The organism is Paenimyroides aestuarii (assembly GCF_024628805.1).
GTDB classification, from domain to species: Bacteria; Bacteroidota; Bacteroidia; order Flavobacteriales; family Flavobacteriaceae; genus Flavobacterium; species Flavobacterium aestuarii_A.
Genome location: NZ_CP102382.1, coordinates 113,533 through 138,361, shown reverse-complemented (window position 1 = coordinate 138,361; position 24,829 = coordinate 113,533). Strand labels below are relative to the sequence as shown.

Here is a 24,829-nt window from a genome sequence, read left to right as displayed (position 1 = left end):
GCACATTTTTTGGTAGTACGTTATAAGAAATACGTTTTAGGTTTTCGAACCTATAACCTATAGCTTACAACATAGAACTAAAAAAGTAGAGCACAATAAGCAAAATAAGGGCGTATGGGGAATGCCTAGGCTCTCAGAGGCGAAGAAGGACGTGATAAGCTGCGAAAAGCTACGGGGATTGGCACACACGAGGTGATCCGTAGATATCCGAATGGGGCAACCCACTAGATTGAAGATCTAGTATCCTGATAAGGAAGCAAACCCGCTGAACTGAAACATCTAAGTAGGCGGAGGAGAAGAAAACAAAAGTGATTCCGTAAGTAGTGGCGAGCGAACGCGGAAAAGCCCAAACCAAAGTTGTTACGGCAATTTTGGGGTTGTAGGACCACAGAATTTTATGCAAATCGAATAAGAATCATTTGGAAAGATGAACCGCAGAGGGTGATAGTCCCGTATTGGTAAGAGATGTAATAAATAGTGGTATCCTGAGTAGGTCGGGGCACGTGAAACCTTGATTGAAACCGGCGGGACCATCCGCCAAGGCTAAATACTCCTGAGAGACCGATAGTGAACCAGTACCGTGAGGGAAAGGTGAAAAGAACCGTGAATAACGGAGTGAAAAAGAACCTGAAACCATACGCCTACAAGCGGTCGGAGCCCATTCGTTGGGTGACGGCGTGCCTTTTGCATAATGAGCCTACGAGTTACCGTTGCTGGCAAGGTTAAGTAATTAAGTTACGCAGCCGAAGCGAAAGCGAGTCTGAATAGGGCGCATGAGTCAGTAATGGTAGACGCGAAACCGTGTGATCTACCCATGGGCAGGTTGAAGTTTGGGTAACACCAAATGGAGGACCGAACCGGTTGACGTTGAAAAGTCTTCGGATGACCTGTGGGTAGGGGTGAAAGGCCAATCAAACTCGGAAATAGCTCGTACTCCCCGAAATGCATTTAGGTGCAGCGCTGAAAAAGTTTAATAGAGGTAGAGCTACTGATTGGATGCGGGGGCTTCACCGCCTACCAATTCCTGACAAACTCCGAATGCTATTAAATGATTTTCATCAGTGAGGGCATGGGTGCTAAGGTCCATGTCCGAGAGGGAAAGAACCCAGACCATCAGCTAAGGTCCCCAAATGTATGCTAAGTTGAAAAAACGCGGTTTGATTGCCCCGACAGCTAGGATGTTGGCTTGGAAGCAGCCATTCATTTAAAGAGTGCGTAACAGCTCACTAGTCGAGCGATCGAGCATGGATAATAATCGGGCATAAGCATACTACCGAAGCTATGGATTGTACAAGGTACAGTGGTAGGGGAGCATTCTAAACTGGGTAGAAGGTGATTTGTGAGAATTGCTGGACTGTTTAGAAAAGAAAATGTAGGCATAAGTAACGATAATGCGGGCGAGAAACCCGCACACCGTAAGACACTAAGACCAAGGTTTCCACAGCTATGCTAATCAGCTGTGGGTTAGTCGGGACCTAAGGCACACCCGAAGGGGGACGTCGATGGCCAACGGGTTAATATTCCCGTACTTGTAATAATTGTGATGGAGTGACGCAGTGGTGAAAGTACCGCGAACTGACGGAATAGTTCGTTAAAGCACGTACCTATATCTTTAATAGTAAAATGCGTTAGAGATGGAGAAATGCGATAGTACTCGGAGCCTTCGGGCAAAGAGATAGTGTACCTAAAGGCTGTCAAGAAAAGCTTCTAAACCTAGATTATTAGAACCCGTACCGCAAACCGACACAGGTGGTCGAGGAGAGTATCCTCAGGTGCTCGAGAGATTCATGGCTAAGGAATTAGGCAAAATAGACCTGTAACTTCGGGAGAAAGGTCGCCACGCTCAGGCGTGGCCGCAGTGAAAAGGTCCAGGCGACTGTTTATCAAAAACACAGGGCTCTGCCAAATCGTAAGATGAAGTATAGGGCCTGACACCTGCCCGGTGCTGGAAGGTTAAGAGGAGATGTTATCTTCGGAGAAGCATTGAATTGAAGCCCCAGTAAACGGCGGCCGTAACTATAACGGTCCTAAGGTAGCGAAATTCCTTGTCGGGTAAGTTCCGACCTGCACGAATGGTGTAACGATCTGGACACTGTCTCAGCCATGAGCTCGGTGAAATTGTAGTATCGGTGAAGATGCCGATTACCCGCAGTGGGACGAAAAGACCCTGTGCACCTTTACTATAGCTTAGTATTGTTCTTGGATAAGTGATGTGTAGGATAGGTGGGAGACTATGAAGCGGCGTCGCTAGGCGTTGTGGAGTCATTGTTGAAATACCACCCTTTGCTTATCTGAGATCTAACCCCGCGTTTCGGGGGACATTGCTTGGTGGGTAGTTTGACTGGGGTGGTCGCCTCCAAAAGAGTAACGGAGGCTTCTAAAGGTTCCCTCAGCACGCTTGGTAACCGTGCGTAGAGTGCAATGGCAAAAGGGAGCTTGACTGAGAGACCTACAAGTCGATCAGGTACGAAAGTAGAGCATAGTGATCCGGTGGTTCCGCATGGAAGGGCCATCGCTCAAAGGATAAAAGGTACGCCGGGGATAACAGGCTGATCTCCCCCAAGAGCTCATATCGACGGGGGGGTTTGGCACCTCGATGTCGGCTCGTCACATCCTGGGGCTGGAGAAGGTCCCAAGGGTTGGGCTGTTCGCCCATTAAAGTGGCACGCGAGCTGGGTTCAGAACGTCGTGAGACAGTTCGGTCTCTATCTACTGTGGGCGTTAGAAATTTGAGTGGATCTGATTCTAGTACGAGAGGACCGAATTGGACCAACCTCTGGTGTATCAGTTGTGCCGCCAGGTGCATCGCTGAGTAGCTACGTTGGGAAGGGATAAGCGCTGAAAGCATATAAGCGCGAAACCCACCACAAGATGAGATTTCTTTAAAGGGTCGTTGGAGATGACAACGTTGATAGGCTATAGATGTAAAGGCAGTAATGTCATAGTCGAGTAGTACTAATAGCCCGTATGCTTATGTGCTCTGGAAGTTGCTTTGTAAAGAATAGTGTTAGTATTAAGATTTTAGTATTAAGTATTAAGACTGAAATAATATCTACAAATAAATAAAAGTATCGAAAATATGTTAACAATATTGCAGCAAAGCTGCGTTTAAAGTTCGAAGTTTAATGTTCAAGGTTAAAAACCTGAAACAAAAGAAACTTTAAACCTTAAACAAAGATTTAAGGTGGTTATAGCATCGGGGCTCACCTCTTCCCATTCCGAACAGAGAAGTTAAGCCCGATAGCGCAGATGGTACTGCATCTTCATGTGGGAGAGTATGTCGCCGCCTTTTTTTAATAAAGCCTGTCTTTTTCAAGATAGGCTTTTTTTTTATTTACTACGTACCGTTCGCTTCGCGCTCGGTTGGTGCGGCGCAATTCTCCGCCTAGGTGGATCGGGTCGTCGCCTTTTTTTAGTAAAGCCTGTCTTTTTTAAGACGGGCTTTCTTTTTTGTTATTTACTACGTACCGTTTGCTTCGCTCGGTTGGTGCGGCGCAATTCTCAAGCTCGTGTCGTCGCCTTTTTTTAATAAAGCCTGTCTTTTTCAAGACGGGCTTTTTTTTGTTATTTACTACGTGTACCGTTCGCTTCGTTCGGGTGGTGCGGCGCAATTCGCAAGCTCGGGTCGTCGCCTTTTTTTCTACAATATACAGTAATACAATTTACATTATACATGAAATGTGGCTAAAGTCAATTGTAAATTTGCATCATAACCATCGAACTAAGGTTCGAGGCAAGTTCATCTAAAAGAACTTAAAATCTTAAACAGACCAACCACAGATTTATAGATTTGCACTTATTTTCTTCAATATACAGCAGTACAATTTACATTATACAACTATACAACCTACATTATACAGTAATCATCAGCTAACCGCAATAGGGATTGCAGCCTTGTTGGAGCTCTTTGTTTTTTGCAAAAAAACAAAAGCGACGGCGGAAAGCCCGACCTGAAACGTTAGTGGAAGGGATTGCCCTGATAAGTAGGACTAATATCTGTATTTATGATGGTTGTTGGCTTGTATGTTTTGGTTATTCTACGGTTAGGGTGTCTTCCAAGAATTTTGAGGAGAGTAAATAGGTTTCGTTGATTATTTTATCGGTTTCGAATAGGGCGTAAAATGTTACTTCGCTGTTTTTATCTATGATGAGGGTGGATGAGTTGATGTCGCCGTATTCTTTGATTTTGAATTGTACGAAGCCTGTTACTATTGTGTTTTTAGTGTTTTGTACGGTTGCTTGTATGTAGTTTAGGTATTTGCCTTGTGGAGTGGGTTCTTGCGAGATGTAGCTAATAGTTGCTTGGGTTACTTGGGTTGTTCCGTTGTCGGCACGAGCGTTGTTGTCATCGTTTTGTGTGCACGACAAGAAAAAGATGGAAATGAATACTATTATTATATTTCGCATGTGTTGATAGTATGTTTTATGGTTAAATATACTAATTTATTGTTTGTTTTATTAGGTTGATGAAAGAAATGTGTATTTTTTGTTTGCGGGATAAAAAAAATGCCTTAAAGAATTTTCTCTAAGGCATTTATGGGATGTTTGTGATTTTTATTTAAAGTCTGCGTCTGTTACGCCTTCGTTTACTTTTATATCAGAAACTTTGAATTCTGCATTTCCTAACATTGGCACTGTGAAACTGTGTGGAAACTTGATTCCTTTTACTGCTTTGTAATCGCTGTATGCGGTAGTCATTTCTACGGTTTGTCCTTGAGCTTCCATTGTTTCGGATGATCCAACTTTTAAGCCTGAGGCTACGCTGTAAAAAGTGGTTTGTTTGTCTTTCTTTAAAACATACACTTCTTCGCCGTTGAATGTTTCGATTCCTGCTAATTCAAAACTAGCTGCATTTTTCAAATCTTCTAATTCATCGAACATTTTTGCTGAAGCTTGTGCATCTTTTAAATCGTCGCCTTTTAATTCTTGCTTCTGACCTTGGCCAGACATGTAGCCCATGGTTGGTGTAATTACTTGTTTCATTAATTCCATGCCCATACCGTTTAAAGATACCATTTTTTGACCTTTAGCAGTTTGTTTTTGGGTTAATGTAATTTCCATTCCTTGCATGGTTCCTTTTGCTACCATTGCAACCGATTTTGCTTCTTGTAATTTTGCTTCACCACCAATTGCTTTGATGTGATTTTCGATTACTGTTTTAGAAGTTACGCCTGCTGGTGCTGCTTTTTTGAAAACTGGTTTTTCTACTGGGTTTGCATATTTGTCGTAATAGTTTACTGGGTATCCTAAACGGTCTAAAGTACCTGCAACATCGGCTCCTTTACCAACAATCACAATACGTTGATTGTCTTTCTTGAAGTATTTGTTTGCTACGCGTTGTACATCAGCTACAGTTACTGCCTGAATGTTTTTTATGTAGTTTTCATAGAAATCTGCTGGTAAACTTTGTGTTTTTGTTCTTAATGCAAAGCTCGCAATGGTTCCTGGTTTTTGGGTTTCCATTACAAAGTTTCCAATGTATTTTGCTTTTGCAAGATCTAATTCTGCTTGGGTTACAGGTTGTGTTCTGATTTTTTGCAATTCGTTTACAAATTCTACCACTGCAGAATCGGTTACTACGTTACGAACAGATGCAGAAGATGTGAATTTTGAGGTGTATTTACCTGATCCTAATGACGAATAAGCGCCGTATGTCCATCCGTGTGCTTCGCGTAAGTTCAAGAATAAACGACCTTCACCACCACCACCTAAGATTTGATTAGCAATTAATGCTGCAAAATAATCCTTGTCGGTTAACTTTAAATTTACGGTGTTTACTAAAGCAATTTCAGACTGAACTGCGTTTGGCATGTCCACAAAATCGATTTGTGTTTTTACTACATCATTTGGTTCTGGATATTTAGCAACAGGTGCTGATGCTTTTTTCCAGTTTTTGAATAATTTCTCTACTTGTTTTTTTACATCTTTAAACTTTACGTCACCCACAACTACTAAATAAGCGTTTTCTGGTACAAAGTACGATGCGTAATTTTGCTTAACATCTGCTAATGTTACATTGTTCAATGTTTCTTCGGTGATAAATTCACCTGTTGGGTGATTGGTTCCGAATAATAAAGCATTGGTAACTCTGCGGGCAACAGAAGGTACTGATTTTTCATCTGTTTTTAAACCTTCAATAGCTTGCTGTTTGGCTTTGTCAAACTCTTCTTGATCGAATAATGGATTTAGGGAACCTTCTGCCATTAATTCTAACAAACGCGAACTGTATTTAGACAAACCGCTTGCTGATGCACCGGTGTTCCAAAAGTTAACATTTGCTCCTAAGAAATCAATTTCATCGTTGAATTTTTCTTTAGATGTTTTTGTGGTTCCGTTACCAACAACTGCACTTGTTAGGCTAGATACACCTGCTTTTTCACCTTCTACATAAGGTGGTGTATCAATCGTTAACATATAACTTACACGTGGCAGTTTATGATCTTCTACAACCATTACTTTTAAACCATTTTTCATAGTGAACTCTTGCGGCTTTTGCACGTTCACTGTTGGCATTGGTCCTGGTTTTGGTTGTGGACGTTTTATTTGAGCTTCGGCACTAATAGTTAGTAACAAAGCTGATGCGAATACTAATATTTTTTTCATTTTGTTTACTTTCTTATTTTGCTGAATCTTCTTTTGCCGGTACATAGTCTAACAATAAACGCGCATTGCTTTGTAAATATTTTTTAGCAACATCGCGAATTTCTTCTCTTGTAATTGAACGGTAGATATTAATTTCTTCATTAATAAGGTTGATGTCACCATACAATAAATAGTTGGTAGCTAAGTTTTCTGCCAAACCTTCTAAATCTGAGTTTTGACTCACATAACGGTTTTCAAAATCGTTTTGTAACTTTTGATAATCTCTTTCTGAAATTAGCTCGGTTTGTAATTTTGTGATTTCAGCATCGATTTCTTTTTGTAAAGCCTCACGTGTTGTATCGCCCATAGGTAAACCTGCGATTAGATACATCCCGTAATCTTCTTGTGCGTAGTTGAAAGCAAACAACTGTAAAGCCATTTTCTTTTCATCTACAATTTTCTTTTGCATTGGCGATGATTTTCCGCCAGAAAGGTATGAAGAAATCATATCCAACACACGTGCATCACGGGTTTTCATAGATGGTGTTCTATAAGCGGTGATGTACATTGGTATTTGGATGTTTGGATCTTCTGCCGTTGCATGAATAGCTGATGTGATTGGATCTTCTTGAATGTTTACGCGCGGAACGTTTGCTCCTTTTTTAATCACTCCAAAATATTTTTGAACCAATTCTTTCGTTTTTGCAAATTCAATATCACCAGCAATTACTAACACAGCATTATTTGGCACATAGAATTTTTTGTTGAATGCCTGAAACTCTTCTAAAGTAGCTGCATCTAAATGTTCCATTGAACCAATTGGCGCCCAACGGTAAGGGTGTTTTTTGAAAAGATTTTTCTTAACTTCTGTAATCCAGTTTCCGTATGGGCTGTTATCTACACGTAAGCGTTTTTCTTCTTTTACCACCTCGTTTTGTGTATCTACTCCGATTTGGTTGATTACGGGTTGCAATAAACGATCCGATTCCATCCAAATAGCCAATTCTAAATTATTTGATGGGAATACTTCGTAATAATAGGTACGGTCGTCTGAAGTGTTGGCATTATTGTGACCACCATTTGCAGTTACCAACTTAAACCACTCACCTCTTTCAATGTTTTCGGTACCTTCAAACAAAAGGTGTTCAAAAAAGTGTGCAAACCCTGTGCGCTCTGGGTTTTCGTCTTTTGCACCCACATGGTACATCACTGAAGTAACTACAACAGGCGCCGATTTGTCTTGATGTAACACTACATGCAAACCATTGTCTAATGTGTACTCTTCAAATTCAACTTTCTGTGCTAAGGCAACACTGCTAATAAGAAGTGTTGTAGCTAAAGCTGTTAAAGATTTTCTCATAACTCCGATTAAATTAATTTGATTTTTAAATTAGTGTGCAATTTCGTGATTATGTTACATTTAAAATGTACTTTTTTTTAATATTTTTTTTGAGGGGAATTAATTTTTTAAAAACGAGTCACTTAGATTTGTTTTATAGATATTTTTTGTATATTTGCAGTCTTAAAAATCAATTTTAATTTAATTGTTATGTACGCAATCGTAGAGATAGCAGGGCAACAATTCAAAGTTAGCAAAGACCAAAAAGTGTATGTAAACCGTTTGGCAACAGAAGAAGGAGCAAATGTTACTTTTGACAAAGTTCTTTTAGTTGACAATGCAGGAACAGTTACTTTAGGCGCCCCAGCTATAACAGGAGCTTCTGTAGGAGCGAAAGTTTTAAAGCACCTTCAAGGTGACAAAGTTATCGTTTTCAAAAAGAAAAGAAGAAAAGGATACAAAAAGAAAAACGGTCACAGACAAGCGTTGACGCAAATCGTAATCGAGGGAATCAACATTTAATCTGTAACTAGAAAGTATTAACAATTTTAAAAACCAAACATCATGGCTCACAAGAAAGGTGTCGGTAGTTCTAAGAACGGTAGAGAATCAGAATCGAAACGTTTAGGCGTTAAGATTTATGGTGGACAAGCAGCTATTGCTGGTAACATCATTGTAAGACAAAGAGGTTCAAAACATAACCCAGGTGAAAACGTTTACATGGGTAAAGATCATACTTTACATGCTAAAGTTGACGGAGTTGTACAATTCGTGAAAAAGAGAGATAACAAATCTTTCGTTTCTGTTGTACCATTTGAAGCTTAATCTTCTTAGACTGAAAAAATTAAGAAGCATCTCATTGAGATGCTTTTTTTATTGTTCTACTAAAAAAAATTAATTTTATGTTTATAATACACTAAATTGTTACATAATAAACGTCTGCAGTATTCCGACTGATGTTTAGCACTTGAAAACCACCATCTTCGGGTATTATTTCTACCAAATCAAATGATTTACAACTTTTTGGCAACCCTTTAAAAATTAAGGTGAACTCTAACGGTTTTTGAAAAGGAATTAATGTCCACTGCGGAGCAAAACTTATACCTTCTGCAAAAATTAATTTATATGTTAAACCTGATTCTTTATCAACCAAGTATGTACTTTTCCAGATTCTGGCTGCATCACCGTAATCTACGGAATAAATAGAACAATGAACAATTACCTGCTTTTCTTCATTATTCAAGAATAAAATATCTTCTTTAAGCTCATCGCAAATAGAAGGTTTTATTTTTAAATTTTCTTCAATCATTATTCCCATAACATACTATTTAAAATACAAAAGTATAAAAAAAAGCGATTCAAATTTTCTGTCGCTCATAATTTCGGATACTTGTGAACTGAATTATAGCTGCGAATTTACAATAATTCTACTTAGGTTCTGCTATTAAGGCGTGCAAATGTGGCGGTTCTTCCAAAATAGGCAAGTTACTTTACAAGAAATATATTCCAATGAAAAGATGATTTATTTGTGTTTGAATCTATTATTGATAAAGCAACTTATTCCAAATAATGATCTATTTTATTTTCTAATATTTCAATAAGTTCTCTTTGGTAATATTTGAAAATATCCTTGATGTTCAAAACAATAATTTCATTTTTCAATCTACCATTCATCAAGATATCCACTTCTTTTTTATGGTTGTTTTCCATAACAAAAATCAGGTCAGCTTGTTTCAGAAGGTTTATTGTCAATAGATTTGTTCCCTCTTTTTTACATATTTTAAGATTTGTACCAGCCGACTCAAATTGTATGTTAGGATATTTAGCGCTAAAATAATCTTCGGCAGTTTTAGAGCGTTGTTTGTTTGCTGAGCAAATGAATAATACTGTTTGAACCATCTAATTTAAGAATTTTTGAAATTCATTTTTGTCAGTAGTGAAACCTTGCGTTTTTAATATTTTTCCTTCGCTATCAACAATTACAAAAAATGGCTGGCGATTTTCATTAAATACTTCTTTCTGAAGTTTTATATAAAAAGCTCCATATGTTTTCATTGCCTTTCCGTTTTTTTGATTGTATAGGATTGATTCTTTTGGAACATTTTTTTTTGAGTCCACAAATAATGTTATAGAGTGATAATTTGAAACAATAAATGCTTGTATATCAATGTCAAATAAAAAAGCATCTTCCATTCTACGTGAATTAACATCTGCGTACGCAGAAAAATAAATAAGTAACGGTTTACCTGTTTTTTTAGCCATTTGTAGCATCTCTTTGTAATTAATAAGTTCTGAATCTTTAAAAAAGTCCGGTAACTCTTCATTTAAAACTTCACTTTTTGACACGGCTTCAGCTATTCGATTAAGATCATTCATCATGTGACCGTAAGTTTCATAGCGATTTGGGTTTTCCTTAATTATTTGATAAATAGCATGTACCAAATTCTCATCTTTAAATAATTTTAGCAATAATTTACGATCGCTATCCCAGTCACTAAGGTTTATATGTTTACTTTGCAACATTAACAAGTCATTGTAAAGCTTTACAGATTCCTTATATTCTGGAGTTGCTCTTACTTTCAGAATTTCATCCATTAGCTTTTGATAGGTTACAGTATCGGGATCGTCGTTTAATAATTTTATAACTATAGAAGCCGTAAGCGGAGGTTGTTTCAAAAAGTTCACATCTTCATCATCTAATCCACAGGCAGATAATTTAGAAAAGTTGGTAATTAGTTCAAGTTGTGTTTTTTCAAAATCATCATGCAGCATTATTTTTTGAGCCAAGAGTTTACTGCAATCTGTCTGAGCAGGCAAATTAAAGGTCATGGATTCAAGTTTTAAATATAAAAACAATTAACTGAAAAAATCTTTTTCAATTAGCTTTTAATTTTATATGAAAACTGCAAAGATCAATGTGGGAAAATTTTTAAAAAAATACAATAACTTGGATATCACTCATTCGAATGATAGAATTAAAATAAACCTAATAGTGTTTTTACAAAAAAAGAGATTGCAGTTAGAAAACATACAACCTCTTAATTAACCAAAAAAAACACTTATGAACTGCAAATATAATAATTTTATATGCATGCATATAATTTTTAACTCAATTTTTTTTCCTATCAGCGCAGTAGCTTGAAAAGGAGTAATTCGCTATCTTTACAATACGTATAAAAATCAATTTAATTTAAACATGCAAAACATAGAACACAAAGTAGCTTACATAACAGGAGGTACAAAAGGAATAGGTTTTGGTATAGCAAAAGCTTTATTGCAAAACGGAGTCAAAGTGGCAATTTCCGGAAGAAATATCGATGATGTAAATAAAGCAAAAGAACAATTGGGTACTGAAAATGTTTTGGCAGTGCAATCTGATGTTAGAAATTTTGAAGACGAAAAAAAAGCAGTTAAAGAAATTATAGCAACCTATGGTAAATTAGATGTTGTTATTGCCAACGCAGGATTGGGTAAATTTGCACCCATCGACCAAATGTCTTTAGAAGATTGGAATTGCATGATTAACACGAATCTAACAGGTGTTTTTCATACGCTAAAAGCAACTGTAGAACAACTAAAGCAAAACAAGGGATATTATATCTCAATCGCTTCCCTGGCAGGTACAAACTTCTTTGCAAATGGTGCGGGTTATAATGCATCCAAATTTGGAGTTGTAGGTTTTACACAAGCAGCGATGCTAGATTTGCGCGATTATGATGTAAAATGTACTACCATTATGCCGGGTTCGGTTACCTCGAACTTTAACAATCATATCCCAAGTGAAACAGATCAATGGAAAATTCAACCTTCGGATTTAGGTCAATTGGTTGTAGATTTATTAAAAATGAATCCAAATGTTTTACCAAGCAAAGTTGAAGTGAAACCTACTAAAACAAAGTAAGACACTATCTAAAAAACGTATATAAGTAAAAAAGATGCTCGCTTATAATGCTGGCTTTCTAATTTTTTATAGATATGAAAATTGATGCGTTTTTATAGCAATAATATTTTTTTAACTTTTGTTAAAGTTCCTTTTTATTGAGCAAATCATGATACAGATAGAAAGTAAATGCCCAAGTAAATGATTGATGAAACTTTGTTTATAAATTAATACTGTTTTTAAAGTTTACTTTTATTTTTTTAGCTGTTGCATAGAGTTGGAGGTCTTTGAGAAGCATTTTTTTTATTACTTAAACCATAAAAAAAATTACTTCGTGAGTTCGCTTCTTTATGGTTGTGCGGCAGCTGGCGTAATGATTTTATCTTGTAAGAAAAAATAAAAATTTACTAAAAATTGTAAGATAAACTAAAAAGAGGCTGTCCAAAAAGGGCAGTCTTTTTTTTATGCGGCTAATTTTTGATAGTGAAAATTTTGATGATTATTTTTAGTTGAAGAAAATTCTTGATGCTTAAAAATGAAAATTTCAATTTCAAAAATCATTTTTGAACCTCGTTTTGCGGTTTTTACAACAATTTTCTTAGAAGTCGCTCCTTTAGCCACCATTTTTCTAAAATTATGTCCAAGAGCCATCAGTAGAAATTCTAATTCTACTTTTTCTAATCCTTTGAATGTAAATCTGTTAAATTTATTATTGCTTTTGAGTTGACCAAAGACAGCTTCTACTTCTATCGGGCGTTTGCTTCGGTGTTTTAAACCTTCTTCGCTAGTTAATAATGTTTTAGCCTTGTGTTTTAATTCATTTAATCGGTGGTTGACTTCTATTTTTCGGTTGCCTTTTGCATTGAAACATTCCCCTCGAAGCGGACAATTGTTGCAGTTTTTAGCTTGATAATAAGACACTTGCGATTCGTATCCGTTGCTCGAAATTCGTTTGCCTTTGCCTATATTTTCCATTCGTTGACCCATCGGACAAACGTAAAAATCTTGTTCTTGGTTATAGAATAAATTCTGAACCAAAAACGGATTGTTTTCCATCTTCTTTTTCTGTTCTGCATGAAAATAATTTATACTTCACATACGCTGTAACGCTCTTATTTTCAAGCATTTCGTAATTCTCCTCACTTCCGTATCCTGCATCGGCAACCACTTCTTTGCTTTGTTTTTTGTAAGCATTTTCAAAACCTTCCAAATGAGATTCTAAAGTGGTGGTGTCACCAGGTTTTTGATGGATAGAGATGTGTGTAATAAACTGGTTTTCAGTTGAAATCTGCGTATTATAAGCCGGTTTAAGCTGTCCGTTTTTCATGTGATCTTCCTTCATCCGCATAAAAGTAGCGTCGGGGTCGGTTTTGCTGTAAGAATTCCTATCGCCTAAAGTTTCTAGGTCTTTTTCGTATTTTTCTAATTTTGGAAGATGCTCATCCTGAAGTTTTTGTAGCTCTTTTGCCTGTTTTTTGGTAGGTTCTTTTAGTTTTTTGTTCAATTCAGATAACTTCTCTTTTAGTTCTTCGGAATTGATTTTTTTGGGCAGTTCTTCCTTGTTAAGTTCTTGATTATCTGATTGAATACTGTTTTCAATATCTGAAAGAATCGTATTGATTTTAACTTCTAATTTTTCTTTGTACTTTTCCACAGAACCCCGCCAAACGAAGGTGTATTTATTGGATTTTGCCTCAATTTTTGTGCCGTCAATATACTGAATATCAAGGCTGATGTAGCCCAATTCTACCAGCATTTTCACCACTTCGGCAAACAAATCTTTGATTTTCTCCTTCAAAATTTTCCCTCTAAATTCGTTGATGGTTCTAAAATTTGGCGTAGAATTTCCCGAAATGTACATAAAATGAATGTTTTCGGTAAGGGCTTTGGCGATTTTTCTACACGAATAAATGTTGGACAAATAGCTGTAAAACAACACTTTAATCATCATTCTCGGATGATATGCAGAGCAACCTCCGCCTAAGTAAAGATTTGTAATATCGCTGATATCCAATTGATTAACCACCGAATCCACCAACCGAACGGGGTGGTCTTCTGGAATCAAATCAAAAATATTGATAGGGAAAAGTTCTGGAGAGTTGCCTGTTTGATTTTTAAATGTTACCTTAGCCATAGTTGGGTTTTTTGTTCAACTCTAAAATACGAATTTTTTAGAGAAAACACAACAAAAAAAGGGCTGCCCAAACTTTTTGGACAGCCTCTTTAACGCACTAATAAACTAAGATGAAAGGTTTATCGTATACGATCGGCAGATTTTACAAGATCTTCGTCCTTCTTAATGGCTTTATTGGCTAATACCAACAAAATGATAGAAATGATAGGAAGAAACATCCCAATACCCTTCTCAGAAACCAAAGTTTCTCCAGATAAATTTAGCGATTGATACACAAATAATCCTAGTAATATAAAGTTCAATATCATGTTCAACCTGTTATACACAAATTGAGTTTGTCTTTTTTTATACGAGAAAATCGAAATAATACTCAATGCCGCAGCTAAACCAAACAATAAGGTGTACCACGTGTTTTGCCCCACAAAATAGTCCATTCCCTTAAAATCTTTCCACAACGGAAAAACCAAAGATAAAACACCCGAAACAATAAAAGCCAACGCTAAATAGATAGTTTGTATTCTTTGAATCATTATTTATTGATTTGTTTACAAAAGTAACACTAAATTTCTTTAAAAATAGTTCATATTAAAAAAAATATTGTAATATTGCATAAGAAAATCGTAACTTCTTCATTGTTCGACCTTTCTATAAAACTTATTAGAAAAACTTTCTTTTAAGCACAATACCACAAAAAATTAATATCAATTCAACGTCATAATTTATGTTTGACAAAAACGTGTTAAAGGGTATGAAATTACCCGAAATAAAAGAAATAGCAAAGACAATTGGTATCGCTAAGACCACTCTTAAAAAAGACGAATTGATTGATGCTATTTTAAAAATGCAAGAAACTTTTCAGCAAGAAAAGCCTGCTACTGAAAATGAAAGTATGCCAGAACAGGCAGCTCATTCAAAAAAAGAAAAACGAAAAAGAATACATACAACTACAGACGAAGCTGCAACGGAACCAACTACACAGAAGGCACACAATTCGTCTAAAAAAAATGTGGAGAAAGCAGTTGAAAATACAAGCGATATTCCGCAACAAAACAATCAGCATAAAAATCAAAAACAGCGCAAAAAAGCAGCATCAACCAATGAAAAGCAAGAGCAACAGCCTTCATCAATAACTACTCAAGATTCTGCAAAAGAAAATGTGCAACCAGAAGCGCCCGAAAACGAAAAACAGAATAACACCCAAAACCGAAATAAAAATCAAAACCAGAATCAGAAAAAGCAAAATTACCGCGACCCTGATTATGAATTTGAAGGAATTATTGAATGCGAAGGTGTTCTTGAAGTTCCAAAAGACGGTGGTTCGCATGGTTATTTGCGATCATCGGACTATAATTACCGCAAGTCACCAGACGATATTTATATTTCACAATCACAAATTCGTTTGTTTGGCTTAAAAAAAGGCGACACTATAAAAGGAATTGTGCGTCCGCCCAAAGGCAATGAACAGCATTTTCCGTTGGTTCGTATCACAAAAATCAATGGTCATGAGCCGGATGAGGTTCGTGATCGTCCTTCTTTTGAACATTTAACGCCCCTTTTTCCTAAAGAAAAATTCAATCTATCAGGGAATAACTCCAAACTATCTACCCGCATTATTGATTTATTTGCCCCAATAGGTAAAGGGCAACGCGGTATGATTGTAGCACAGCCCAAAACGGGTAAAACAATGATGCTAAAAGAAATTGCCAATGCCATTGCAGATAACCATCCAGAAGTCTATCAAATTGTTCTATTGATCGATGAACGCCCTGAAGAGGTAACCGATATGCAGCGAAATGTTCGTGCAGAAGTTGTAGCTTCTACCTTTGACGAAGAAGCGCGCTACCATGTAGAATTAGCTGATATGGTGTTAGAAAAAGCAAAACGATTGGTAGAATGTGGGCACGATGTAGTGATTTTACTTGATTCAATCACCCGTTTGGCACGTGCATACAATACCGTTCAACCAGCCTCGGGAAGAGTGTTGTCGGGTGGTGTAGATGCCAATGCTTTGCAAAAACCAAAGCGCTTTTTTGGAGCGGCACGAAATATAGAAAATGGTGGGTCATTAACTATAATTGCAACTGCTTTAACCGATACAGGTTCTAAAATGGACGATGTGATTTTTGAAGAATTTAAGGGAACAGGTAATATGGAATTACAGTTAGACCGTAAAATTGCAAACAAACGCATTTTCCCAGCAGTTGATTTAACGTCTTCATCAACCCGTCGAGATGATTTATTACAAGATCGATACACCAACAGTAAGATGGTTGTTTTGCGTAATATTCTCGCGGATATGAACCCGGTAGAGGCAATTACGTTTATTCACGACCGCATCAAAAACACCAAATCAAACGATGAGTTTTTTGACAGCATGCGCGACTAATTTTTAATGGATTGTTTATGAGAAAGTATATTTTATTACTTATTTGTTTTTTAGGGATGTTTGGAATGAATGCCCAAAGTTTTACAGACCCTTGGACGCCGCAGCAACTTTTAAGCACCAAAGTTTTGTCAACACGAATCACTCAAAACAAAATGGATCAAACCATTTTAATTAATATTGGTCCTGATGCGGTGATAAAAAATTCGTTCAATTTGGGACCGGTTCAAAACAAAGGCAATCAAGAAAAACTGCAAAACTATCTTAAAAAAGTTTCAAAAGACAAAGAAGTGGTTTTGTATTGCGGTTGTTGCCCATTTGAAAAATGTCCCAACATTCGTCCCGCATTTAAAAGCTTAATTGCTATGGGATATAAAAACACAAAGCTTTTAAATATTCCTAAAAACATAAAAGTAGATTGGATTGATAAAGGCTATCCGGTAAATTAAAATAAAAAAATCTCCTAAAAGACAATATGTCTTTTAGGAGATTTTTTATTTACTCCATATCCATCAACACATTTAAAATAGTAATGGCAGCATCGGCAATTCTCGTTCCTGGACCAAAAACAGCTACTGCACCGGCATCGAACAAATACTGATAATCTTGTGCAGGAATCACACCGCCCACAATTACCATAATATCTTCTCTACCGTATTTTTTCAGTTCTTCAATCACTTGTGGTACCAATGTTTTGTGACCAGCAGCTAATGACGAAACACCTAAAACATGCACATCGTTTTCAACGGCTTGTTTGGCAGCTTCGGCAGGTGTTTGGAACAAAGGTCCCATATCCACATCAAAACCAACATCGGCATAACCCGTGGCAACTACTTTTGCACCACGATCGTGCCCATCTTGTCCCATTTTTGCAATCATAATACGCGGACGGCGTCCTTCTTGCTTTGCAAAATCGTCGGCCAATTGTTTTGCTTTTGCAAAATTTTCGTCGGTTTTAATTTCTTTATTATACACGCCACTAATGGTTTTAATTTGTGCTTTGTATCTGCCAAAAACAGTTTCTAAGGCATCGGATATTTCGCCTAAAGTAGCACGATTTTCTGCGGCTTCAACAGCCAATTCTAGTAAGTTTCCATTGCCGGTTTTAGCAGCATTTGTCAAAGCTGCTAAGCTTTGCTTGACTTTATCGTTGTCGCGAGTGGCTTTAATGGTATTTAATCGTTCGATTTGCTGCTGACGCACCACTTGGTTGTCCACTTCCAAAATCTGTAAAGGATCTTCTTTTTCCAAACGATACTTATTCACACCCACAATAATATCCTGACCAGAATCTATACGAGCCTGTTTACGAGCCGCAGCTTCTTCGATACGCATTTTTGGAATTCCGGCTTCAATAGCTTTCGTCATTCCTCCGTACGATTCTACTTCTTCAATCAGTTTCCACGCTTTTTCAGCAATTTCTGCTGTTAAACTCTCCACATAATAACTTCCCGCCCACGGATCAACCGTTTTGCAAATCTTTGTTTCTTCTTGCAAGAAAATCTGTGTATTACGGGCAATACGAGCCGAAAAATCGGTTGGTAAGGCAATAGCCTCGTCTAACGCATTGGTGTGTAACGATTGTGTTCCACCAAAAGCAGCAGCAGCAGCTTCAATCGCCGTACGAGCCACATTGTTAAAAGGATCTTGCTCGGTTAAACTCCAACCCGAAGTTTGACAGTGTGTGCGCAATGCCAATGATTTATCTGATTCTGGATTGAATTGTTTTATCAATTTCGCCCAAATCATTCTACCGGCACGCATTTTGGCGATTTCCATAAAATGATTCATACCAATTGCCCAGAAAAACGAAAGGCGAGGAGCAAATTCATCTACTTTCATTCCGGCAGCCAATCCAGTGCGAACGTATTCCAAACCATCTGCAATGGTATAAGCCAATTCAATATCAGCAGTAGCGCCGGCTTCTTGCATGTGGTAACCCGAAATAGAAATCGAGTTGAATTTGGGCATTCTTCTACTGGTATATTCAAAAATATCAGCAATAATTTTCATTGATGGAGTAGGTGGGTAGATGTAGGTGTTACGCACCATGAATTCCTTCAAAATATCGTTTTGAATGGTTCCCGAAAGTAATTTTTCGTCAACGCCTTGTTCTTTTGCAGCCACAATGTAAAATGCCATAATTGGTAAAACGGCACCGTTCATGGTCATAGAAACCGACATTTGATCTAACGGAATCTGATCGAACAATATTTTCATATCTTCTACCGAATCAATAGCAACACCGGCTTTACCCACATCGCCTACCACGCGTTCGTGATCAGAATCGTATCCGCGGTGCGTTGCCAAATCAAAAGCAACTGAAAGTCCTTTTTGCCCGGCAGCTAAATTTCTTCGGTAAAAAGCATTACTTTCTTCGGCAGTTGAAAAACCAGCGTACTGACGAACCGTCCACGGACGGCGAACGTACATGGTGGCATAAGGTCCACGAAGATTAGGTGCAAAACCAGCACCAAAGCCTAAGTGTTCTAAGTTTTCAATATCGGCCAACGTATAGGTTTGCTTCACCTGAATGCCTTCGGCTGTTTCAAAAGAATTTGGATTTTCTGTAACCGTTTTCTTTTGATGTGGTAATTGTATGTTTTGTATGTTTTTTCTCATGAATTTTTTAATAATCTTCAAATTCATTAATAATTTTTTAATTTCTGAATAGGTGTTTATTCAGGATATTTTTTGGTACTTCGTGAGGTGTGTAAAACTGCTTTCACAACAATTTCACTATTTATTATTTCATAATGAATTAAATAGGGAAATCTTTTTACTAAAATCGTTTTATTATTGTCGTATTTTGTTTGAAAAATAAGTGGTTCCTTTTGCACAAGAGCCATTGCTGTTTTTACAGAAGATAGAAATCTTTTTCCAAGTCCCTTTTGAACTTCTTCGTCATACCAAAAGGCAATTTCTTTTAAATCAAGTTTTGCTTTGGGAAGAATTTTTAACTTATAATTCATTTTCAATATCTTTCACTGCTTCGTCAAAATCTAAAGCTATATCCGGATTTTTTAAATATTCTGAAGCTCTTTCACGAACCTCATTAATGTGCCATTGAGGAATTTCACTTTCAATTGTTTTTAATACAATTACTTCCACTTCATCGGCATTAAAATCATCGGGTAAATTGATGATTACCTGACGATTTTTTACTTTCACTATTTCTCTAATTGCTTCCATGATCTTCTTTTTCTGAAAGTTACGAAATTATTCCGAAGCTAAACGTTCTTGTTCTAAAGTTGCTGCCAAACGTTTTTCAATAATCGGAGTAATTAATGTTTTACGCGGATTTTGCTTTACAAAAGGATACAATTCTAAATCGTGTGCCATTTTATCTTGGGCATTTGGATATTTGTTTGTTCCTAATAAAACTTCCTTACCTGAATCGAAAAGTTCCTGTTCTTTTTGTGCACTTTCGTTAATTTTTCGCTGAATGGTTCCTTCGATTAATTGTGAAATTAATCCACCGTTTTTTTCGATATCTTTAAAAAGTTCCAATCCTTTTTCAGCTAATTGTTGCGTTAAACTTTCTATGTAATACGCTCCGTCTGCCGGATTGTTTACTTTATCAAAGTAACTTTCTTCTTTTAAAATCAATAACTGATTGCGGGCAATGCGGGCTCCAAATTCATTGGTTTTGTGAAAAAGGGCATCATAGGCAATGTTTTCAACGGCATCGGCACCGCCCAAAACAGCACTCATACACTCGGTGGTTGTTCGCAACATATTCACGTTGTAATCGTAAATGGTTTTGTTGCGAAGGGTTGGTTTTGCAATAATGTGAAACGTGATGTTTGGCGAATAAGCTTCTGCCAACGCATTTAACGACAAACGCAAGGCACGCAATTTTGCAATTTCAAAGAAATAATTTCCACCAACAGCAACTTCAATTGTAATGTTTTTATCGAAATTTTCAATTCGGTTTAAATATTCGTTGGTATGTGCCAAAGTATAAGCAATTTGCTGCACCATATTGGCACCCGCATTTTGATATGTTGTTGCTTTTACGGTTAACCAGTTGATGTTATTGCCTTTTTGGTTAATTTTATTCAGTGTTTCAAAATCTGAAGTTCCGTCTTTATAAAAATTTCCATCGAATGTTAACTGATGAATTGGATCAATCAAAACAAAAACTTCAAACTGCAATTTGGCAGCTTCGTTATTTATCTGTTCCACAACATCGGCATCTAAAAACAATAATTGTAAGTAAACCGCTTTTGGCTGTTGTTGTAATTGATTGATGATATTTACAACGTTTATTTCTTTTGATGGAATAATGAAACGAATGCTTTCTGCACCGCGTTTTAAAACTTCGTTCGCTTTTGCAATTGATTTTTCTGTGTCGAAAACATAAATTTCCTGAACAATTGAAAAATTGGTGTTTTGTGTAGCAACGGCTGTGGTTACAGCGTCTTCATCGTTGTGATAGAAAGGTTTAACCTTAATACCTTCTAAACTTTCCCAAACCAATGTATCGTTATAATCGGCACCTTTTAATTCGTACTGAATTTGATTTTTCCATTGTTTTGATGATACTTTTTCAAAATCGTTAAATAACATATTACTGTATTGATTTGTTAGTTAGTTTCTTCTGTTGGATATTCTTTGTCGCTGTCAATAATATAAATGTCTTCGTTTTCACGTTTCATATAATATTTTTCCCGGGCATATCTTTCCACCTCTTCTTGGCGGTATAATTTTTTTATGTTTTTATCGTCGCTATTAATTTCGGCCTGAAAATAATCTCGATTTTCTTCTAATTTTTCAATTTCGTTATCAATCGTTTGGTGGTCGTAAAAAGCATAAGTGTCAAAAAACAAAAGCCAAACAATAAAAAACAGGGTAACCAACACAAAACGGTTTGTTGCCCATTTCAAAAAAGGGTATTTAACGAGTAAAGCGGCGATTTTTTGTTTCATTTTTAATCGTTTATTTTTTTGTTGATAACCGTTCGCACAATATCGATAGCTACTGTGTTGTATTTATCATTAGGAATAATGATGTCTGCGTATGCTTTTGATGGTTCAATAAACTGTTCGTGCATCGGTTTCAATGTGGTTTGATAACGGTTTAAAACCTCGTTCATATCTCGGCCACGGTCTGCAATATCGCGTTTTAATCTGCGAATTAACCGTTCGTCTGAATCGGCATGAACAAAAATTTTAATATCGAATAAATTGCGCAATTCCGGATTGGTTAAAATTAAAATTCCTTCCACAATCATTACTTTTCGCGGATGTGTTAAGATATAATCATCGGTGCGGTTGTGATGCACAAACGAATACACTGGTTGATTGATGCTTTTACCAGCTTTTAAATCTTGCAAGTGGTTGCAAAGCAAATCAAAATCAATTGCGCGGGGATGGTCAAAATTTATCAAAGCACGTTCATCCATACTTAAATGATCGTTTGCTTTGTAATATGAATCCTGCGAAATAATTCCCACTTCGGTTTCGGGCAGTTCATTCATAATTTGGTGAACAACAGTTGTTTTTCCGCTACCTGTGCCACCTGCAATACCAATTATCAGCATTTTATTAATGTTTTTACAAATGTACTTAAATTTATAAATACATTAAAAAGTAGTTTGCATTTACTTTTTGGTTTTTTGTGAAAAATATCTACACTCATTTGTGCGTTTTTCTACACAATTTGTTGATGTTTTATTAAGAATAGTGTATTTTTGGGTGATTTAGGTGCTGGTATATAATTTGTTTTATTACAAGCAAAATAATTATGAAAAAGAAGTTTGTTGGGTACTGATACTTCATTTTTGTAAATGAACGTATCAACGCCTAACGAATGATAAAAAGATTGATAGGAGTAATTTAATAATAAAAGTAGTTTTTTTGAATGTTTTTAGTTAAGTGAATGAGTTTTTCTTTTTAGAAAGATTGTTGAAATGAAGAAAGGGAAGTGTGCACTTCCCTTTCTTTATTTCAACAACAATTCTAAGCATTTTCATTTAATAAACGCTCTAATTCATTTGCAGAAAACACACCCGATTGACGCCATTTTACAGCACCGTTTTTAAATATAATCATGGTGGGCACACTGCGGATTTGATATTGCGCAGCTACTTGCTGGTTTTTATCCACATCGATTTTTATAATAGCGGCTTTTTCACCCATTCGCTGTTTTAATTCTTCTAAAATAGGAGCTTGCATTTTGCACGGTCCGCACCATTCAGCAAAAAAATCTACTAAAATGGGTTTGTCTTGATTAATGATTTCTTGAAAAGTCATATTTATTTTACTTTTTTAGGTTTAAGAATTGATGCTAATAAACCACCCATCACCATTCCGTAAATAGTACTATTTGTGGGATTTGATGTAATGGCACATGTACCTGAAAGGCAACCGATGTATTTCCAATATAAATACCCTAAAACAGCACCAATTGCAATGCCAAAAAGTTCTAAAACATATTTTTTAAACCAGTTTCTCATGTTTTATTTTTTATGATTCGATATACTTCTGCATATTTTGTAAACTGCCTCCATTGGTTACATCGTTAATGCCGTTTTTTTCTAAAATATTTTTTGCCATGCTGCTTCGGTTGCCGCTTCTGCAAAATACAACAATATTTTTTTTGTTTTTGAATTTTGAAATTTGAGGACCTATTTGATCCAAAGGAATGTTAACTGCATTTTTTACACTGCCCGAAGCAAATTCGGCAGCTGAACGCACATCGACCAAAAACACATCTTTTGACGCAAATAGATCTTTTAAATCTGAATTGTTGTTTCCCAACAAACTTTTAAATATAGTGAACATTGTTTTATTTTTTATTTAATTGAACTTCTTCATAAATTACTGGTTTCTCTGCGGCTTCCTTTTTGTTAATTCTGTGCTTGGTTCCGCATTGTTGGGTTCCGCAACATCCTATATTGAACAAAGCCAAAAGTGAAAACACAACCCCAATGAACACCGCAAACCATGTTTTCGAAGCAATACCCGTTACAAGGAAGTAGATTCCAAAGCCCAAACGAATAATCCGCATGGTATTCCAATTTTGCAAGATGTTTTGTAACATATTGTTGATTTTATTGAAAATTAAAGCATAGTGCTTGGACACACATAATTGCTCACAGCGAATTTTCCGGAAGCTTTAATAGCAGAAAAACCACCTTGAATATCGATTAATTGCTCATATCCACGCGCTTTTAGTATCGAAATAAAAATCATGGAACGGTAACCGCCCGCACAATGCACATAATAGGTTTTGTTTTTATCAACTTCCGAAATGTGTTGGTTGATGTAATCTAAAGCAATGTTTTCCGACCCAATTACGTGTTCTGAATAATGTTCGCTGTTTTTACGAACATCTAAAATGTTTAAATCAGGATTTTGAGCAAGTCTGTTTTCCAATTCATCTACCGAAATAGATGTAATGTGATCAGTTTCTTTACCTGCATTTTTCCATGCATCGAATCCACCTTTTAAAAAGCCAATGGTATTGTCGTAGCCTACACGAGCCAAACGGGTAACAATTTCTTCCTCACGACCTTCATCGGCAATCAGTAAAATAGCTTGTTGAATATTCGGAATCAAAGCTCCAGCCCAAGGTGCAAAATTACCATCAATGCCAATATTTATCGAGTTCGGAATAAATCCTTTTGCAAAAGTTTGTGCATCGCGGGTATCCAATAATAGGGCATCGGTTTCGTTTGCAATCGTTTCAAATGCTTCTGGTGAAAGCGCTTTTGTTCCTTTATCTAAAACGCGGTCAATACTTTCATATCCTTTAATGTTCATTAATACATTTTCAGGAAAATAAGCAGGAGGCGGCATTAATCCATCTAAAACTTTTTCAATAAAAGCCTCTTTTGTCATGGGTTGCAATGCATAATTTGTTTGTTTTTGGTTGCCCAAAGTGTCAAAAGTTTCTTTGCTCATGTTTTTTCCACAAGCCGAACCCGCTCCGTGTGCCGGATATACGATGATGTCATCGGCCAAAGGCATAATTTTGTGGTGCAGCGAATCATACAAATGTGCCGCTAATTTTTCTTGAGTTAAATCGGCTACAACTTTCTGAGCCAAATCGGGTCTTCCCACATCGCCAATAAACAATGTATCGCCAGTAAACAAGCTGGTTTCTTTACCATTTTCATCGATTAGCAAATAACAAGTGCTTTCCATGGTGTGCCCAGGTGTGTGGATAACTTTTATTTTGATGTTTCCAATAGTTAGCATTTCATTGTCGGCAGCAATATGAGCCTTAAAATTAGGTTTGGCAGTTGGTCCAAATACAATGGTAGCGCCGGTTTTTTCGGCTAAATCGAGATGTCCACTCACAAAATCGGCATGAAAGTGGGTTTCTAAAACATATTTAATTGTTGCCCCATCTTTTGTTGCTTTTTCGATATATGGTTGCACTTCACGCAATGGATCAATAACTACTGCTTCGCCATTACTTTCAATATAATAAGCACCTTGTGCTAAACATCCTGTATAAATTTGTTCTATTTTCATGATTGATTGATTTTTAATATTTATA

Annotated in this window: 23 protein-coding genes, 2 rRNA genes and 1 pseudogene; 7 read left to right on the top strand and 19 right to left on the bottom strand. The window is 36.6% G+C overall.

The window, feature by feature from the left end; all coding sequences use genetic code 11:
- Positions 1–94: 94 nt before the first annotated feature.
- A 23S ribosomal RNA gene (locus tag NPX36_RS00630) occupies positions 95–2,978 on the top strand.
- A gap of 202 nt (positions 2,979–3,180) precedes the next feature.
- Positions 3,181–3,292: ribosomal RNA gene (gene rrf / locus NPX36_RS00625) — 5S ribosomal RNA — on the top strand.
- Between the two features lie 740 nt (positions 3,293–4,032).
- On the opposite strand, the gene NPX36_RS00620 is transcribed toward rrf, so the two are convergent.
- From NPX36_RS00620 to NPX36_RS00610, 3 genes are all read right to left on the bottom strand, one after another.
- Positions 4,033–4,407 carry a hypothetical protein gene (locus NPX36_RS00620; RefSeq protein WP_257499519.1) on the bottom strand — a complete coding sequence of 125 codons (375 nt, stop codon included), beginning with the start codon at positions 4,405–4,407 and terminating at the stop codon, positions 4,033–4,035.
- 147 nt (positions 4,408–4,554) lie between these two features.
- The gene (locus NPX36_RS00615; protein ID WP_257499518.1) at positions 4,555–6,603 is read right to left on the bottom strand and encodes a M16 family metallopeptidase; all 2,049 of its coding nucleotides are present in this window, start codon (positions 6,601–6,603) and stop codon (positions 4,555–4,557) included.
- A gap of 13 nt (positions 6,604–6,616) precedes the next feature.
- Positions 6,617–7,942 (bottom strand): M16 family metallopeptidase, encoded by a 1,326-nt coding sequence (locus tag NPX36_RS00610; RefSeq protein ID WP_257499517.1) that lies wholly within the window; start codon positions 7,940–7,942, stop codon positions 6,617–6,619.
- A 189-nt stretch (positions 7,943–8,131) separates the two neighbouring features.
- On the opposite strand from NPX36_RS00610, the gene rplU reads away from it, so the two are divergent.
- Both rplU and rpmA read left to right on the top strand, forming a co-directional pair.
- A complete protein-coding gene (gene rplU, locus NPX36_RS00605; RefSeq protein WP_257499516.1) occupies positions 8,132–8,443 on the top strand; it encodes a 50S ribosomal protein L21 in 312 nt (103 codons plus the stop codon).
- 42 nt (positions 8,444–8,485) lie between these two features.
- On the top strand, positions 8,486–8,746 hold the full coding sequence (gene rpmA / locus NPX36_RS00600; RefSeq protein WP_257499515.1) for a 50S ribosomal protein L27: 261 nt from the start codon (positions 8,486–8,488) through the stop codon (positions 8,744–8,746).
- Between the two features lie 91 nt (positions 8,747–8,837).
- On the opposite strand, the gene NPX36_RS00595 is transcribed toward rpmA, so the two are convergent.
- The 3 genes from NPX36_RS00595 to NPX36_RS00585 form a co-directional block, all read right to left on the bottom strand.
- Positions 8,838–9,239 carry a hypothetical protein gene (locus tag NPX36_RS00595; protein WP_257499514.1) on the bottom strand — a complete coding sequence of 134 codons (402 nt, stop codon included), beginning with the start codon at positions 9,237–9,239 and terminating at the stop codon, positions 8,838–8,840.
- Positions 9,240–9,478: 239 nt separating this feature from the next.
- Entirely contained in the window at positions 9,479–9,820 is a 342-nt protein-coding gene (locus NPX36_RS00590; RefSeq protein WP_257499513.1) for a low molecular weight phosphatase family protein, read from the bottom strand.
- Positions 9,821–10,750, bottom strand: coding sequence for a thioredoxin family protein (locus tag NPX36_RS00585; protein ID WP_257499512.1), 930 nt, complete (start codon positions 10,748–10,750; stop codon positions 9,821–9,823).
- 367 nt (positions 10,751–11,117) lie between these two features.
- Between NPX36_RS00585 and NPX36_RS00580 the strand changes: the two genes are divergently transcribed.
- Positions 11,118–11,822, top strand: a complete 705-nt coding sequence (locus NPX36_RS00580) for an SDR family oxidoreductase (RefSeq protein WP_257499511.1) — start codon at positions 11,118–11,120, stop codon at positions 11,820–11,822.
- A 537-nt stretch (positions 11,823–12,359) separates the two neighbouring features.
- Here the strand turns inward: NPX36_RS00580 and NPX36_RS00575 are convergent.
- Together NPX36_RS00575 and NPX36_RS00570 are read right to left on the bottom strand one after the other, a co-directional pair.
- Positions 12,360–13,935 (bottom strand): annotated as a pseudogene (locus NPX36_RS00575) (IS1182 family transposase); the annotation flags it as partial.
- A 119-nt stretch (positions 13,936–14,054) separates the two neighbouring features.
- The gene (locus NPX36_RS00570) at positions 14,055–14,465 is read right to left on the bottom strand and encodes a DUF4293 domain-containing protein (RefSeq protein WP_257499510.1); all 411 of its coding nucleotides are present in this window, start codon (positions 14,463–14,465) and stop codon (positions 14,055–14,057) included.
- 191 nt (positions 14,466–14,656) lie between these two features.
- Here NPX36_RS00570 and rho point away from each other — a divergent pair, with 191 nt between their 5' ends.
- On the top strand, positions 14,657–16,321 hold the full coding sequence (rho, locus tag NPX36_RS00565) for a transcription termination factor Rho (RefSeq protein WP_257499509.1): 1,665 nt from the start codon (positions 14,657–14,659) through the stop codon (positions 16,319–16,321).
- Positions 16,322–16,338: 17 nt separating this feature from the next.
- Positions 16,339–16,767 carry a rhodanese-like domain-containing protein gene (locus NPX36_RS00560; RefSeq protein ID WP_257499508.1) on the top strand — a complete coding sequence of 143 codons (429 nt, stop codon included), beginning with the start codon at positions 16,339–16,341 and terminating at the stop codon, positions 16,765–16,767.
- A 49-nt stretch (positions 16,768–16,816) separates the two neighbouring features.
- Here NPX36_RS00560 and scpA read toward each other — a convergent pair whose 3' ends face one another.
- The 11 genes from scpA to NPX36_RS00505 all read right to left on the bottom strand — a co-directional run bounded on the left by scpA (position 16,817) and on the right by NPX36_RS00505 (position 24,804).
- The gene (gene scpA / locus NPX36_RS00555) at positions 16,817–18,940 is read right to left on the bottom strand and encodes a methylmalonyl-CoA mutase (protein ID WP_257499507.1); all 2,124 of its coding nucleotides are present in this window, start codon (positions 18,938–18,940) and stop codon (positions 16,817–16,819) included.
- A 56-nt stretch (positions 18,941–18,996) separates the two neighbouring features.
- A complete protein-coding gene (locus tag NPX36_RS00550; RefSeq protein WP_257499506.1) occupies positions 18,997–19,290 on the bottom strand; it encodes a type II toxin-antitoxin system RelE/ParE family toxin in 294 nt (97 codons plus the stop codon).
- A complete protein-coding gene (locus NPX36_RS00545; protein WP_257499505.1) occupies positions 19,280–19,510 on the bottom strand; it encodes a hypothetical protein in 231 nt (76 codons plus the stop codon). Before NPX36_RS00545 ends, NPX36_RS00550 begins: the two co-directional genes overlap by 11 nt.
- Before the next feature lie 27 nt (positions 19,511–19,537).
- Positions 19,538–20,890 (bottom strand): methylmalonyl-CoA mutase subunit beta, encoded by a 1,353-nt coding sequence (locus tag NPX36_RS00540; RefSeq protein WP_257499504.1) that lies wholly within the window; start codon positions 20,888–20,890, stop codon positions 19,538–19,540.
- Positions 20,891–20,907: 17 nt separating this feature from the next.
- The gene (locus NPX36_RS00535) at positions 20,908–21,249 is read right to left on the bottom strand and encodes an FtsB family cell division protein (RefSeq protein ID WP_257499503.1); all 342 of its coding nucleotides are present in this window, start codon (positions 21,247–21,249) and stop codon (positions 20,908–20,910) included.
- A 2-nt stretch (positions 21,250–21,251) separates the two neighbouring features.
- Positions 21,252–21,863 carry a uridine kinase gene (gene udk / locus NPX36_RS00530; RefSeq protein WP_257499502.1) on the bottom strand — a complete coding sequence of 204 codons (612 nt, stop codon included), beginning with the start codon at positions 21,861–21,863 and terminating at the stop codon, positions 21,252–21,254.
- A 418-nt stretch (positions 21,864–22,281) separates the two neighbouring features.
- Positions 22,282–22,575 (bottom strand): thioredoxin, encoded by a 294-nt coding sequence (gene trxA / locus NPX36_RS00525; protein WP_257499501.1) that lies wholly within the window; start codon positions 22,573–22,575, stop codon positions 22,282–22,284.
- A 2-nt stretch (positions 22,576–22,577) separates the two neighbouring features.
- Complete coding sequence (locus tag NPX36_RS00520; protein WP_257499500.1) at positions 22,578–22,778, bottom strand: DUF6132 family protein; 201 nt, start codon at positions 22,776–22,778, stop codon at positions 22,578–22,580.
- A gap of 10 nt (positions 22,779–22,788) precedes the next feature.
- Positions 22,789–23,106: a rhodanese-like domain-containing protein gene (locus NPX36_RS00515; protein WP_257499499.1), complete on the bottom strand. Its 318-nt coding sequence runs from the start codon at positions 23,104–23,106 to the stop codon at positions 22,789–22,791.
- A gap of 4 nt (positions 23,107–23,110) precedes the next feature.
- Positions 23,111–23,365: a hypothetical protein gene (locus NPX36_RS00510; RefSeq protein WP_257499498.1), complete on the bottom strand. Its 255-nt coding sequence runs from the start codon at positions 23,363–23,365 to the stop codon at positions 23,111–23,113.
- 20 nt (positions 23,366–23,385) lie between these two features.
- A complete protein-coding gene (locus NPX36_RS00505) occupies positions 23,386–24,804 on the bottom strand; it encodes an MBL fold metallo-hydrolase (RefSeq protein WP_257499497.1) in 1,419 nt (472 codons plus the stop codon).
- Between the last annotated feature and the right edge of the window lie 25 nt (positions 24,805–24,829).

Bases quoted from the DNA above. Each gene is read 5' to 3' on its own strand.
- NPX36_RS00570 (WP_257499510.1), bottom strand. From the start codon at position 14,465: ATGATTCAAAGAATACAAACTATCTATTTAGCGTTGGCTTTTATTGTT.
- NPX36_RS00585 (WP_257499512.1), bottom strand. From the start codon at position 10,750: ATGACCTTTAATTTGCCTGCTCAGACAGATTGCAGTAAACTCTTGGCT.
- NPX36_RS00540 (WP_257499504.1), bottom strand. From the start codon at position 20,890: ATGTTATTTAACGATTTTGAAAAAGTATCATCAAAACAATGGAAAAAT.
- trxA (WP_257499501.1), bottom strand. From the start codon at position 22,575: ATGACTTTTCAAGAAATCATTAATCAAGACAAACCCATTTTAGTAGAT.
- NPX36_RS00560 (WP_257499508.1), top strand. From the start codon at position 16,339: ATGAGAAAGTATATTTTATTACTTATTTGTTTTTTAGGGATGTTTGGA.
- NPX36_RS00580 (WP_257499511.1), top strand. From the start codon at position 11,118: ATGCAAAACATAGAACACAAAGTAGCTTACATAACAGGAGGTACAAAA.
- NPX36_RS00535 (WP_257499503.1), bottom strand. From the start codon at position 21,249: ATGAAACAAAAAATCGCCGCTTTACTCGTTAAATACCCTTTTTTGAAA.
- scpA (WP_257499507.1), bottom strand. From the start codon at position 18,940: ATGAGAAAAAACATACAAAACATACAATTACCACATCAAAAGAAAACG.
- NPX36_RS00545 (WP_257499505.1), bottom strand. From the start codon at position 19,510: ATGGAAGCAATTAGAGAAATAGTGAAAGTAAAAAATCGTCAGGTAATC.
- NPX36_RS00515 (WP_257499499.1), bottom strand. From the start codon at position 23,106: ATGTTCACTATATTTAAAAGTTTGTTGGGAAACAACAATTCAGATTTA.
- NPX36_RS00595 (WP_257499514.1), bottom strand. From the start codon at position 9,239: ATGGGAATAATGATTGAAGAAAATTTAAAAATAAAACCTTCTATTTGC.
- rho (WP_257499509.1), top strand. From the start codon at position 14,657: ATGTTTGACAAAAACGTGTTAAAGGGTATGAAATTACCCGAAATAAAA.
- NPX36_RS00520 (WP_257499500.1), bottom strand. From the start codon at position 22,778: ATGAGAAACTGGTTTAAAAAATATGTTTTAGAACTTTTTGGCATTGCA.
- udk (WP_257499502.1), bottom strand. From the start codon at position 21,863: ATGCTGATAATTGGTATTGCAGGTGGCACAGGTAGCGGAAAAACAACT.
- NPX36_RS00590 (WP_257499513.1), bottom strand. From the start codon at position 9,820: ATGGTTCAAACAGTATTATTCATTTGCTCAGCAAACAAACAACGCTCT.
- NPX36_RS00505 (WP_257499497.1), bottom strand. From the start codon at position 24,804: ATGAAAATAGAACAAATTTATACAGGATGTTTAGCACAAGGTGCTTAT.
- NPX36_RS00550 (WP_257499506.1), bottom strand. From the start codon at position 19,290: ATGAATTATAAGTTAAAAATTCTTCCCAAAGCAAAACTTGATTTAAAA.
- NPX36_RS00610 (WP_257499517.1), bottom strand. From the start codon at position 7,942: ATGAGAAAATCTTTAACAGCTTTAGCTACAACACTTCTTATTAGCAGT.
- NPX36_RS00620 (WP_257499519.1), bottom strand. From the start codon at position 4,407: ATGCGAAATATAATAATAGTATTCATTTCCATCTTTTTCTTGTCGTGC.
- rplU (WP_257499516.1), top strand. From the start codon at position 8,132: ATGTACGCAATCGTAGAGATAGCAGGGCAACAATTCAAAGTTAGCAAA.
- NPX36_RS00510 (WP_257499498.1), bottom strand. From the start codon at position 23,365: ATGTTACAAAACATCTTGCAAAATTGGAATACCATGCGGATTATTCGT.
- NPX36_RS00615 (WP_257499518.1), bottom strand. From the start codon at position 6,603: ATGAAAAAAATATTAGTATTCGCATCAGCTTTGTTACTAACTATTAGT.
- rpmA (WP_257499515.1), top strand. From the start codon at position 8,486: ATGGCTCACAAGAAAGGTGTCGGTAGTTCTAAGAACGGTAGAGAATCA.